Origin of the sequence: Pseudonocardia halophobica (genome assembly GCF_027922425.1) — a bacterium.
Lineage (GTDB): Bacteria > Actinomycetota > Actinomycetes > Mycobacteriales > Pseudonocardiaceae > Pseudonocardia > Pseudonocardia halophobica.
The window spans coordinates 20,122-32,298 of record NZ_BSFQ01000063.1 but is presented as its reverse complement, the minus strand read 5'-3'; the positions used below and the strand labels follow the sequence as shown (position 1 = coordinate 32,298).

Sequence of the window (12,177 nt, the reverse complement as noted above, 5' to 3'; positions counted from 1 at the left end):
GTGGCCGACCCGGCGGGCCGGGTCCGGCGAGCAGCGCCCGGCCGCCGCACCTCCGTCGGGCGGCGGCAGACGGCGCCTCCGCGAGCCCGCGGACCGGCTGCCGGTCGGCGAGGTCCTGCCCGGTCGCGACCCCTGGGACCTCGACCAGGCCGCGCTCCCCGGCCCGGGGACACCGGAGCGGTCCGGCGGTCGTCGTCGCGCCGAGGACCGGCCCGACGCACCGCGGGTCCCGCAGCAGCGCCGGGAGGACGGGCCGACCGGGGACGAGCGCTCCGCGTCCGGCCGCCGCGCCGCGCCGCCCGCCCCCGAGGGGCCGCACGTCCCGGGGTCCGGCGCACCGCGCGCCCGGCACCGCCGCGCCGACATCACCTGACCCGCGCGCCGCCTCCCCGTCACGCGGACGTCACACCGCGAGGGCGGGGGAGGCGGTGGCACCGGGGCGCGGGGGGACGTAGGGTCTGCTTCCGAACCCGCGGGAGCACTCACGATCCGAGGCTGAGAGGGCGGCAGGACCGGCCGTCGACCGTTCGCACCTGACCCGGTTAGCACCGGCGTAGGGAGGACCGTGTCGCGCATGTCCCCGTCCCGTGTCGTTCTTCGGCTGACCGCCCTCGTGGTGGGGCTGGCGCTGCTCCTCGCCGGCTGCGGTGGCGCCGCCGACCAGCAGCAGGGCGCACCGGAGCCGATCCGGATCGCCCTGGACTGGACCCCGAACACCAACCACAGCGGCCTGTACGTCGCGCAGCAGGAGGGCTGGTTCCGCGACGCGGGGCTCGACGTCCAGTTCCTGCCGTACAGCGACACCTCGCCGGACACCCTGGTCGGCAACGGCGCCGCCGAGTTCGGGATCAGCTTCCAGGACTCGTTCACCTTCTCGAAGGCCGCCGGCGCCGACATCACCTCGGTCATGGCGGTCCTGCAGCACTGGGCCACCGAGGTGGCGGTGAAGGCGGACCGGGCCGACATCACCTCGCCCAAGGACCTCGACGGCAAGACCTACGGCGGGTTCGGCGGTCCCGGCGAGGAGCCGAAGATGCGCCAGGTCATCCGCGACGCCGGCGGGACTGGCGAGTTCCAGACCGTCACCCTCGGGACCAGCGCGTACGAGGCGCTCTACGCCGGGCAGGTCGACTTCACCGAGCCGTTCGTCGCGTGGGAAGGCATCGAGGCCCAGATGCGCAACGAGCCGCTGAAGACCTTCAAGTACACCGACTACGGCTTCCCCGACGCCTACAACGTCCTGCTGATCGGCAACTCCACCTGGTTGAAGGACCATCCGCACCAGGCCGCCAAGTTCGTGCAGGCCGCCCAGCGCGGGTACCAGCTGGCCGCCGACGACCCGGCCCGCGCCGCGAAGGACCTGCAGGACGCGAACCCCGGTGCCTTCACCGAGCCCGAGCTCGTGACCCGCAGCCAGGACATGCTCGCGCAGGACTACCTGAAGGACGCGGCGGGCAAGGTCGGCACCCAGACCCTGGACCGCTGGCAGGGCTTCTCCGGCTTCCTGATCGACTCGGGCGCGGTCACCGACGCCTCCGGGAAGCCCGTCACCACCCGTCCCGACTTCTCGACCTGGTTCACGAACGACTACCTGGCCCCGGGCGGGGCCACGTCGTGACCCGCGCCGACCGGGTCCTCGCGGAGCCCGGGTCACCCCCGCCCGCCCTCCCCGGGCGGGCGGGCCGCTCGCCCGCACGCCGACCGGCCCGGGGCCGGGTGTCGCTGCTGCGCCGGGCGGCCCCCCCGGTGCTGGTGGTGCTGCTCCTGCTCGCGGCGTGGCAGTGGGCCGTCACGGCGCTCGCGGTCCGCCCGCAGGTCCTGCCCTCGCCGCTGCGCGTCGTCGAGCAGGGCTGGGCCTTCCGGGACGTGCTGTGGGCCAACACCCTCCCGACGCTGCAGGTCACCGCCGTCGGGTTCGCGGTGTCGCTGGCGGTGGGCTGGGCGCTGGCGGTCGTCGTCGACTTCTCGCCGTGGCTCCGGCGGGCGCTGGTGCCGCTGCTGGTCGCCTCGCAGACCCTGCCGATCATCGCCATCGCGCCGCTCATGATCATCTGGTTCGGCTTCGGGCTGCTGCCGAAGGTGCTGGTGATCGCGCTGGTGACCTTCTTCCCGATCGCCGTCGGGCTCATCGAGGGCTTCTCCCGCGCCGACCCCGAGGCGTCGAACCTGTTGCGCAGCATGGGTGGCGGGCGGTGGGCGGAGTTCCGGTACGTCCGGCTCCCGGGGGCGCTGCCGTCGTTCTTCACCGCCCTGCGCATCGCGATCACGTACGCGGTCACGGGCGCGATCTTCGCCGAGTACGTCGGCGCCCGGGCCGGGCTGGGCATCTACATGGCGCAGCAGAAGAACTCCTTCCGCACGGACCTCGTCCTCGCCGCCGTCGGGGTGACGGCCCTGGTCAGCGTCGCGCTGTTCGGCCTGACGTACCTCGTCGAGCGGGTCGTGGCGCCGTGGATCCGGGGGGCCCGCCGGTGAAGATCACCCCACTCAAGATCACCGTGGAGGGGCTCGAGCTCGCGTTCGGCGACCTGCCCGTGCTCGACGGGGTGTCGTTCGACGTGGCGCCGGGCGAGTTCGTCTCGATCCTCGGGCCGAGCGGGTGCGGCAAGAGCACGCTGTTCGGCGTGCTGGCCGGGCTCGTCGAGCCGGATCGCGGCCGGGTGCTGGTCGACGGCGCGCCCGCGGGCCGGGAGACCTTCGGGTACATGCCGCAGAAGGACCTGCTCTTTCCGTGGCGCACGGTGCTGGACAACACGACGTTGGGGCTCGAGGTCGCCGGGATGCGCCGGCGGGAGGCCCGCGACCGCGCGCGGGACCTGTTCGGGCCCTTCGGGCTGGCGGGGTTCGAGCGGTCCCGGCCGGCCGAGCTGTCGGGCGGGATGCGGCAGCGGGCGGCGCTGCTGCGCACGGTGGTGCAGGACCGCGAGGTGCTGCTGCTCGACGAGCCCTTCGGTGCCCTCGACTCGCTCACCCGCACCGCGATGCAGGAGTGGCTGGAGGAGGTCCGCGGGCGCTTCGGCTGGACGGTCCTGCTGATCACCCACGACATCCGGGAGGCGGTGTTCCTCTCGGACCGCGTCCTGGTGCTCTCGCCCCGTCCGGCGCACGTCGCCCGCGAGGTGCGGATCGACCTGCCCCGGCCGCGCGAGGTCGGCGTGCTCACCGATCCGGCCTTCGCCGCCGCCGAGGCCGAGCTGCTCGACACCTTGCGCGGCGGGACCCGGCTCTAGGCTGGTCCGCGTGGACATCACGCCCGGGGCGCTGAAGCACGGCATCCCGGCCGACGCCATCCGGGCGGTCGTGGCCGCGCCGCTGTGGCGGGTGCCGCAGGAGCCCGGCCGGACGCTGTGCATCGGCCCGGACCAGGACCGCAACCTGCTGGAGGTCGTGGTCGAGCGCGGGCCGGTGGGGGAGCGGGTGGTGCACGCGATGCGGCTGCGGCCCAAGCACTACGCGCACCTGGACCACTCCTCCGACGTGAGCTGACGCCACGCTCGCCGCGGCCGGGCAGGCGTTCCCGCAGCTCACCGGGGGTCGTGAGTGCCGACTGCCGCTAGAGGGGCAGTCGGCACTCACGGATCAGGCGTGCAGGTCGAAGGAGTGGTCGATCGAGTGGTCGTCGGTCGCGTGGCTGTCGACCGCGTGGCTGTCGTCGACCGTGTGGTCGTCGGTGAACGAGTGGTCGTCGGACACGTGGGTGTCGGTGTCGTTGTGGCCGCTGTCGACGTGGCTGTCGTCGTGCGAGTCGTCGTGCGAGTCGTCGTGGCTGTCCGTCGAGTTGTGCGCGTCGGACTGCGTCGCGTCGCCGCCCTTGTCCGCGAGCGACCCGGAGCCGAAGTTCGCCAGGTGGTCGTTGCTGTCGGTGAAGTTCCCGGTGGCGGGGCCGGTGCCGGAGAGCGCGCCGCCGTGGTCGGCGGTGGCACCGGACTGGTTGACCGCCGAGCCGGAGCCGAAGGAAGCGGCGTTGTCGTCCCCGTTCACCACCTCGTTGCCCCGGCCGGCCACGGCGTGGTCGCCGGTCGCGACGGGGGCGCGGTCGTCGCCGCCGACCGCGACGGACCCGTCACCCGTGGCGTTGGCCTGGTGCAGGTCGATGCGCTGGTCGACGTCGCCGCCGTGGGTGTCGATGTCCTGGTGGAAGGACTGGTCGATGAAGGTCCTCCGGTCGTCGACGAAGGTGTTGGTGATGTACGTCTTGAGGTAGTCGGCGGCCTCGGTGTGCGGGTCGTGGTGGCCGGAGTCGTCGTGGTGGTGGTGCACGGGCGGGGCCGGCGGCAGCTCGTGGTGGCCGTGGCCGTCCCAGTCGTGGTGCGGGCCGTCGGCCGCGAGGGTCACCGCGTCCTTGATGTCCTCGGGGGACAGGTCGGCGAGCCCGCACTCCTGGAGGTAGCCGGCCGGGTCGGCGAGGAACGCCTGCTGCTCGGCGGGGTTCTGCAGCAGGTTCATGAGCAGGTCGAGCAGGGTCGTGGTGGCCACGGTGGTCTCCCGGGTGTCGTCGCGGAATTGCCCTCGGCGGGCGGTTCGGCGACGACGTTAGGAACGGGGGCCGCGGAAGGGATCGGGCGTGGACCCCCGTTTCCGCGGCCGCCGTGCGGGGACGGTGCGGCAATTCCGACAACGGGGCGGCGGAACGCTCCATCCGCTCAGGTGACCTGCGACGACTCCCTTTCTCGGCAGGAACCGGACGGCCGGTCACCAAGGCGGCGAGTACGCCGGAAAGCGCTTTTCGGCGGGCCGTTTTACGACTGCATGAGGAAACCCGGATCGGCGGCGGAGAGAATACGGGCCGCTCTTGACCTCGGCTTGCCCGGAACCCCCGTTCCGCGCCCCGATCGGGTGCGGGGGCTCAACCCGGGAGCTCGGCCAGCGCCCCGACCGTCGGCACCCGGTGGTCCGGCGCCTGCACGTGCTCGGGGTAGCGCCGGCCGTCCCGGTCGATCCACGCCGTCCGCATCCCGGCGCGCGCGGCCCCGTGCAGGTCCCACGGGTGCACGGCGACCATCAGCAGCTCGCCGGGCTCCCTCCGGCACACCCGGGCGGCGAACTCGTACGCGCCCGGGGCCGGCTTCCAGATCCCGGCGTCGTCGACCGAGAGGACGTACTCGAACTCGTCCCGGATCCCCGCCTCGCCGAGCAGCCGCTCCGCGACCGAGGTCGAGCCGTTGGACAGCGTGACGAGCCGCGAGCCGGCCGCCCGCAGCCGGTGGACCCCCTCGGCGACGTCCGGGTGCAGCGGCAGCCCGAGGAAGCCCCTGATCACATGGTCGGGTGCGTCCTCGTCGGAGGTGTAGGGCGCCAGGAGGTCCAGCGCGGTCTCCCGGGCCACCTCCGCGAAGGGCCGGTAGTCGCCGGCGGCGGCCAGCGCGATCCCCTCCCGCAGGGTGCTCGCGAACCACAGGGTCGAGAGGTGCTCGGGGGCGCCGAGCTCGCTGAACCGCTCGGCCAGCGGGCGCAGGTCGGAGAGGGTCTCGTTGACGTCGAAGACCACCGTCTCGGGAGCCATGCCGGCGATCGTCGCACCGGCGGGCCCGCGCCGCCGTGCTTCCGCCCACGACGCCGACCGCGATCACCCGGCCGCCACGTATGGTCTGCAGCCGTGAACACGGGTGCGCACGAGGGGCCGGCGGTCACCGTCGTCGGGATCGGGGCGGACGGCTGGTCCGGGCTCGCCGGCACGGCCCAGGAGACCCTCGCGGCGGCCGAGGTGATCCTCGGTGGGCCGCGCCAGCTGGACCTGGTGGCGGGCAAGGTCGAGGCCGAGCTCGTGGCGTGGCCGTCGCCGCTGGTCCCGGCGCCGCCGGGGCTGCTGGCGAAGTACGCCGGACAGCGGCTCTGCGCGCTGGCCTCCGGCGACCCGATGTTCTTCGGCCTCGGCGCGACGCTGGCCCGCACCGTCGGCGCCGAGCAGATGCACGTGATCCCGCACCCGTCGTCGGTCACCCTGGCCTGCGCGCGGCTCGGCTGGCCGAGCGAGGACGTCGAGGTGGTGAGCGTCGTCGGCCGCCCGGTCGAACGGCTGCGCCGCTCGGTGAGTCCCGGCCGCCGGGTCCTCGTCCTCAGCGCGGGCGCCGCCTCGCCGGCGCTGATCGCCGCCCAGCTCACCGCGGACGGGTTCGGCCCCAGCCGGCTCACCGTCCTCGAGCAGCTCGGGGGGCCGGGGGAGCGGCTGTACTCCGGTATCGCGCGGGACTGGCTGCACCCGGAGGGCGATGCGCTCAACGTCGTCGCCGTGGAGTGCGCCGCCGCGCCGGGCGCGCGGGTGCTCGGCGAGGTTCCCGGCCTGCCGGACGACGCCTACGCCCACGACGGGCAGCTCACCAAGCGCGAGGTCCGGGCGGTCACCCTCGCCCACCTCGCCCCGCGCCCCGGCCAGACGCTCTGGGACGTCGGCGCCGGCGCCGGCAGCATCGCGATCGAGTGGATGCGCGCCCACCGCTCCTGCTGGGCGGTCGCCGTCGAGTCGCATCCCGAACGCGCGCAACGCATCCGGCACAACGCCGCGGCGCTCGGCGTGCCCGCGCTGCAGGTCGTGACCGGGCGCGCCCCCGGGGCCCTCGCCGACCTGCCCCCGCCCGACGCCGTGTTCATCGGCGGCGGCCTCACCCGCGACGGTGTCCTCGAGGCGTGCGTGGAGGCCCTGCCCGCGGGCGGCCGGCTGGTGGCCAACGGCGTCACGGTGGAGTCCGAGGCCGCGCTCGCCGCCGCCCGCGAACGGTTCGGCGGCACCCTGGTGCGGCTGCAGGTCGCGCGCGCCGAGCCCGTCGGCGGGTTCCTCGGCTGGAAGCCCGCCATGCCCGTCACGATCTGGAGCTGCGACGTATGACCGTGCACTTCATCGGCGCCGGCCCCGGCGCCGTCGACCTGCTGACCCTCCGCGCCCGCGACCTCGTCGCGGCCTCGCCGGTGTGCCTCTACGCGGGCTCGCTGGTCCCGCCGGAGATGCTGGAGCTCTGCCCGCCCGACGCCCGCACCGTCGACACCGCGCTGATGACGCTGGCCGAGATCGTCGACGAGATGGTGCGGGCGCACGAGCACGGGCTCGACGTCGCGCGGCTGGCCTCCGGCGATCCGTCGGTCTTCTCCGCGATGGCCGAGCAGATGCGGCGGCTCGACGCAGCCGGCGTGCCCTACGACGTCACGCCCGGGGTGCCGGCGTACGCCGCGGCGGCCGCCTCGCTCAGGCGCGAGCTCACGGTCCCGACGGTCGCCCAGACCGTCACGCTGACCCGCATCGCGGCCCGGGCCACCCCGATGCCCGAGGGTGAGTCCCTGGAGGCGCTGGGCACCGCCGGCGGCACGCTGGTGCTGCACCTGGCCGTGCACCGCATCGACGAGGTCGTGAAGGAGCTGGCGCCGTCCTACGGCGCCGACTGCCCGGCCGCCGTGGTGGCCTACGCCAGCCGGGAGCACGAGATCGTGCTGCGCGGGCGGCTCGACGACATCGCCCACGCCGTGCACGAGGCCGGCATCCAGCGCACCGCGGTGATCATCGTCGGCCCGGCCCTCGCGGCCGAGCAGTTCCCGGACAGCCACCTGTACTCCGACACCCGCTGCCGTGCGTGACAACTGCCCCTAGAGCGGCACTCGCCGCTCACGACCCCTCCTGACGTGCGGATACTCATCCTGGGCGGGACGTCCGACGGCCGGGCGCTCGCGGAACTCCTGCAGCCCGCCGGGCCGCGGCCCGGGTCGGCCGACCGGGCGCTCTCGGTCGTCTCCTCGCTGGCCGGGCGGGTCCGCTCGCCCCGGCTGCCGCCCGGCGAGGTGCGGATCGGCGGGTTCGGCGGGGTCGCCGGGCTGGTCGCGTACCTGCGGGGCGAGGCGGTCACGCACGTCGTCGACGCCACGCACCCCTTCGCCGCGGGGATGACGGCGAACGCCGCGGCCGCGTGCGCAGAGACCGGCGTGCCGCTCACGATCCTGCGCCGCCCGGGCTGGACCGCGCAGCCGGGGGACCGGTGGCACCGGGTGGCGTCCCTCGCCGAGGCGGCGGAGGTGCTGCCGGGGCTGGGCGAGCGGGTGTTCCTGACGACCGGACGGCAGGACCTGGCGGCGTTCGCCGAGCTGGACCTGTGGTTCCTCGTCCGGTCGGTCGACCCTCCCGACCCGCCCGTGCCGCGGCGGATGCGGTCGATCCTGGCGCGCGGCCCGTTCACCGTCGACGGCGAGACGGCGCTCCTGCGCGAGCACGCCGTCGACGTGCTGGTGACCAAGGACTCGGGCGGCGCGGACACCGCCGCCAAGCTCACGGCCGCCCGCGCCCTCGGCGTGCCCGTGGTGATGGTCGACCGGCCCGCGCTGCCGCCCGGCGTGCCCGTGGTGGCCACGCCCGAGGAGGCCGTCGCGGGCCTCTGAGCCCGCGAGTCGGCACTTCCGGGGCACCGAGTCGCGCATCCCGGTCGACCGGGATCACACAGTCGGTCGCCCGGAGGTGCCGACTCGCGGGTCAGGCGCCGTAGTGGCGGGGCGTGAACACGGTCGAACGCCCGTGGCGCACCACAACCCGGGTGGTGGACGAGCCGATGATCACCAACGTCCGCATGTCGACCAGCTCGGGGTCGAGCTCGCCGAGCGTGGTGATGGTCAGGCGCTCACCGGAGCCGCCGACGTCCCGCCCGAGGACGACCGGGGTCTCCGGGGCGCGGTGCTCCAGCAGGACGTCCCGGGCGGCGCCGACCTGCCAGGGCCGCGCCTTCGACCGCGGGTTGTAGATCGCGATCGCCAGGTCCGCCTGTGCGGCGTGGACGAGCCGGTCGACGACCGTCTCCCACGGCTTGAGCCGGTCGGAGAGCGAGATCATCGCGTAGTCGTGGCCGAGCGGGGCGCCGACCGCGGCGGCGACGGCCTGGGCGGCGGTCAGCCCGGGCAGCACGCGCACCGGGACGTCGAGGTACTTCGGCTCCGACGCCACCTCGAGCACCGCGGTGGCCATCGCGAACACGCCCGGGTCGCCGGCGCTGACCACGGCCACGTTGCGGCCCGACGTGGCCAGGTCCAGCGCGTGCGCGGCCCGTTCGGCCTCGACGCGATTGTCGCTGGCGTGCCGGGTCTGCCGCGGGTTCGGCGGGACGCGGTCGAGGTAGGGGCCGTAGCCGACGAGGTCGTCGGCGGCGGCGAGGGCGGCTGCGACCTGCGGCGTCAGCCAGTCCCGCCCCGCCGGGCCCGTCCCGACCACGGTCACCTGCCCCTGTGAGTGGCGATAGTCGCCATCACGACCATCGCCACTCACGACCTGGGCGGGGTCGTCGGCCTCGGCCCGCTGCTCGGCGTCATCGGGGACGCTCGCGGCGACCTCGCCGGGCAGCACGGCGATCGAGAAGTACGGCACCGACTCCGGGTCGATGTCGGCGAGGGCGCCCGTGCGTTGCCCGTCCATCGTGGCCCGCTCGACGAACCGGGCGCGGCCGAGCTTGCCCGCGTCGGCGAAGGCCTCGCGGACGGTCGTGAAGGTCCGGCCGAGCTTCATGACGGCCGCGGAGTCGGTGGCGCGCAACCGCTCGGCCAGCACCTCGCGGGGCAGCGTGCCGGGCAGGATCGTCAGGATCTCGTCCCGCTCCACCAGCGGCTGCCCGAGCGCGGCCGCGGCGGCGCTCACCGACGTCACGCCGGGCACCACCTCGGCGCGGAACCGGCCGGCCAGCCGCTTGTGCATGTGCATGTAGGAGCCGTAGAAGAGCGGGTCGCCCTCGGCCAGCAGCACCACGTCCCGGCCCGCGGCGAGGTGCGCGGCCAGCCGCTCGGCGGCCTCGGCGTAGAACTCGTCGATCGCGCCCTGGTAGCCGCCCGGGTGGTCGACGGTCTCCGTGGTCACCGGGTAGACCAGCGGCTCCTCGATCTGGTCGCCGCGCAGGTGCGGCTCGGCGATCCGGCGGGCGATCGAGCGGCCGTGCCGGGCCGAGTGGTAGGCGATCACGTCCGCGGCGCCGATGAGCCGGGCGGCCTTGATCGTGACGAGGTCGGGGTCGCCGGGGCCGAGGCCCACCCCGTAGAGGGTGCCGGTCATCTACAGCTCCTGCTCGCTGGCCAGGGCGTTCAGCGCCGCGGCGGTGATCGCCGAGCCGCCGCGGCGGCCGTGCACGACGAGGTGCTCGAGGTCGGTGCGCGCGGCGAGCGCCTCCTTGGACTCCGCGGCGCCGATGAAGCCCACGGGGATGCCGAGGATCGCGGCCGGGCGGGGCGCGCCCGCGTCGATCATGTCGAGGAGGTGGAACAGCGCGGTCGGGGCGTTGCCGATCGCGACGACGGCGCCGTCGAGCTTGTCCCGCCACAGCTCCAGCGCCGCGGCCGAGCGGGTGTTGCCCAGCTCCCGGGCGAGGTCCGGCACCCGGGGGTCCCGCAGCGTGCAGACGACCTCGTTGTCCTTCGGCAGCCGCGCCCGCGTGACGCCGGAGGCGACCATCATCGCGTCGCACAGGATCGGCGCGCCGTCCTGCAGGGCCTTCCGGGCGGCCGTCACGACGGCGGGGGAGAAGCCGACGTCGCCGGTCAGGTCGACCTGGCCGCAGGCGTGGATCATCCGGACGACCACGTACGCCACCTCGGGCGGGAGGGCCGACAGGTCGGCCTCGGCCCGGATCGTGGCGAAGCTCCGCCGGTAGATCTCCGCGCCGTCGCGGATGTAGTCGCTGGTCATGCGGGGTGTTCTCCGGTGGGTGCGGGGACGCTGAGCGCGGTGGACAGGTCGGGGACGGTGCGGTCGCCGAGGCGGTAGGTGCCGTCGGGCAGGGCGACGACGTCGAGGTGCGCCTCGTGCGGTGCCCCGCACCGCCGCTCGCACCCGACGACGTGGGCGCGAGGGAGCTCGCGCGCCCGGCCCAGCACCTCCCGGACGTCCGCCCGGACGTCGGCGTGCGACTTCGCGCAGCCCGGCCGCCCGGCGCAGGCGCTGACGGCCAGGGCGGGCGCGTCGGCCGTGAGCACGAACCCGTGGGCGCGCAGGCGCTGCCGGGCGTCGGGGGCGGGGTCGGGCAGCACCAGCGTGCGCCAGGGGGTCACGATCGTCTCGGGCGCCGCGGCGGCGAGCCCGCGCAGCTGGGCGACCGAGATCTCGCCCAGGACGGGGGCGACGCCGAGGGCCTCACCGCCGTCGTCACGGGGAATCGGGCCGATCGGAACCCCCGACTCGCAGAGCTCGCGACTCGCGCTGCCGGAGCTCGCGACTCGCGCTGCGGGATCTCCCGACTCGCGGTGCGGGAACTCCCGACTCGCGGTGCCGGAGCTCGCGACTCGCGGTGCCGGATCTCCCGACTCGCGGGCGAGGGCGGCGGCGATCCGGGCCGGGGCGTCCGGGACCTCGGCGGCGCGCCAGGCCCCGGCACAACCGGGCCGTTCCTCCTCGCGGAGCGTGAGAAACACCTCAGCGGCGGCGACGAGCAGGGCGGGCGCGTCCGCCGGGACGCACGACAGCGCCGTCGGCACCCCGGCGACCTGCAGGAACCCGAGATCCGGCGCCTCCGCGACCCAGCACAGGTCCGGGCGCTCGGCGGCGACGTCACCTCTCCCGTCGTCCAGGGCGAACAGGAACCGGCCGGGCAGCGCGGCGAGCGCGGGGCGGGCGCACAGTGCCTCGTCGAGCGCACGCGCCAGGCCCCGGACGTCCGCCCGCCCGCCGGTCAGCCCGGACAGCGGCGAGGCCAGGACGTTGCGCACCCGCTCGTGCGACGGCGCCGGGATCAGCCCGGCCGCGGCGAGCCGCGAGACGAGCCGCGGGTCCTCCCGGTTCAGGCCCCTGAGCTGCAGGTTCCCCCGCGACGTGAGGTGCACCGCGCCGTCGCCGAGCTCCTCGGCGCACGCCGCGAGGACCCGCAGCTGGGCCGCCGCGACCACCCCGCCCGGCAGGCGGAGGCGAGCCAGGGCGCCGTCGGCCGCGTCGTGCGGCGCGAGCACGCCGGGGCAGGCGTCGGCGCGCGAGCGGGCGGCGGGCGCAGGGGTGGGCACGGCAGCACTGTAAACACGAACCGGGCCGCTTGACGCGGAGTGATCCCGTTGCGGAGAGTGGGCCCGGAACAACCGCATACGGCGAGCGGGACCCAGGAAGACCGGTGCGAGTCCGGCGCGGTCCCGCCACTGTCACCGGGGAGCAGACCCCGCACGGACGGCCACGGGGAGACCTGGAAGGCCGGGGCGAGCGCGGATCCGGGAGCCAGGACACTGACCCGCCCGCCGCGCACCACCCAC

12 protein-coding genes, 1 pseudogene and 1 riboswitch are annotated in these 12,177 nt (G+C 75.2%); of the genes and pseudogenes, 8 read left to right on the top strand and 5 right to left on the bottom strand.

The genetic code is table 11. The features are described 5' to 3' along the window. From PKE99_RS36045 to PKE99_RS36025, 5 genes and pseudogenes are all read left to right on the top strand, one after another. Positions 1-373 (top strand): annotated as a pseudogene (locus PKE99_RS36045) (hypothetical protein); the annotation flags it as partial. Between the two features lie 201 nt (positions 374-574). Further along, positions 575-1,618: an ABC transporter substrate-binding protein gene (locus PKE99_RS36040; RefSeq protein ID WP_081924542.1), complete on the top strand. Its 1,044-nt coding sequence runs from the start codon at positions 575-577 to the stop codon at positions 1,616-1,618. Then, positions 1,615-2,475, top strand: coding sequence for an ABC transporter permease (locus tag PKE99_RS36035; protein ID WP_231498349.1), 861 nt, complete (start codon positions 1,615-1,617; stop codon positions 2,473-2,475). The genes PKE99_RS36040 and PKE99_RS36035 overlap by 4 nt, the downstream gene beginning before the upstream one ends. After that, positions 2,472-3,230 (top strand): ABC transporter ATP-binding protein, encoded by a 759-nt coding sequence (locus PKE99_RS36030; RefSeq protein ID WP_081924543.1) that lies wholly within the window; start codon positions 2,472-2,474, stop codon positions 3,228-3,230. The genes PKE99_RS36035 and PKE99_RS36030 overlap by 4 nt, the downstream gene beginning before the upstream one ends. A gap of 10 nt (positions 3,231-3,240) precedes the next feature. Continuing rightward, positions 3,241-3,486, top strand: coding sequence for a hypothetical protein (locus tag PKE99_RS36025; RefSeq protein WP_037050302.1), 246 nt, complete (start codon positions 3,241-3,243; stop codon positions 3,484-3,486). Between the two features lie 93 nt (positions 3,487-3,579). Here the strand turns inward: PKE99_RS36025 and PKE99_RS36020 are convergent, their stop codons facing one another. Next, positions 3,580-4,476, bottom strand: a complete 897-nt coding sequence (locus PKE99_RS36020) for an IniB N-terminal domain-containing protein (protein WP_037050304.1) — start codon at positions 4,474-4,476, stop codon at positions 3,580-3,582. 370 nt (positions 4,477-4,846) lie between these two features. Further along, a complete protein-coding gene (locus PKE99_RS36015) occupies positions 4,847-5,503 on the bottom strand; it encodes a haloacid dehalogenase type II (protein ID WP_037050306.1) in 657 nt (218 codons plus the stop codon). A 93-nt stretch (positions 5,504-5,596) separates the two neighbouring features. Between PKE99_RS36015 and PKE99_RS36010 the strand changes: the two genes are divergently transcribed. The 3 genes from PKE99_RS36010 to PKE99_RS36000 are packed head-to-tail and all read left to right on the top strand — an operon-like array spanning position 5,597 to position 8,355. Further along, positions 5,597-6,823, top strand: coding sequence for a bifunctional cobalt-precorrin-7 (C(5))-methyltransferase/cobalt-precorrin-6B (C(15))-methyltransferase (locus PKE99_RS36010; RefSeq protein ID WP_037050309.1), 1,227 nt, complete (start codon positions 5,597-5,599; stop codon positions 6,821-6,823). Continuing rightward, positions 6,820-7,563: a precorrin-4 C(11)-methyltransferase gene (cobM, locus tag PKE99_RS36005; protein ID WP_037050312.1), complete on the top strand. Its 744-nt coding sequence runs from the start codon at positions 6,820-6,822 to the stop codon at positions 7,561-7,563. The genes PKE99_RS36010 and cobM overlap by 4 nt, the downstream gene beginning before the upstream one ends. Positions 7,564-7,608: 45 nt before the next feature. Beyond that, complete coding sequence (locus PKE99_RS36000; protein ID WP_037050313.1) at positions 7,609-8,355, top strand: cobalt-precorrin-6A reductase; 747 nt, start codon at positions 7,609-7,611, stop codon at positions 8,353-8,355. Between the two features lie 91 nt (positions 8,356-8,446). Here the strand turns inward: PKE99_RS36000 and PKE99_RS35995 are convergent, their stop codons facing one another. From PKE99_RS35995 to cobG, 3 genes are read right to left on the bottom strand one after another with little or no spacing between them, the layout of a single operon-like run. Beyond that, positions 8,447-10,003 (bottom strand): precorrin-2 C(20)-methyltransferase, encoded by a 1,557-nt coding sequence (locus PKE99_RS35995; protein ID WP_037050315.1) that lies wholly within the window; start codon positions 10,001-10,003, stop codon positions 8,447-8,449. Then, positions 10,004-10,633 carry a precorrin-8X methylmutase gene (locus PKE99_RS35990; RefSeq protein ID WP_037050318.1) on the bottom strand — a complete coding sequence of 210 codons (630 nt, stop codon included), beginning with the start codon at positions 10,631-10,633 and terminating at the stop codon, positions 10,004-10,006. Next, entirely contained in the window at positions 10,630-11,937 is a 1,308-nt protein-coding gene (gene cobG, locus PKE99_RS35985) for a precorrin-3B synthase (RefSeq protein WP_037050320.1), read from the bottom strand. The genes PKE99_RS35990 and cobG overlap by 4 nt, the downstream gene beginning before the upstream one ends. Positions 11,938-12,030: 93 nt before the next feature. Beyond that, positions 12,031-12,153: riboswitch (cobalamin riboswitch) on the top strand. The last annotated feature ends 24 nt before the right edge of the window (positions 12,154-12,177 follow it).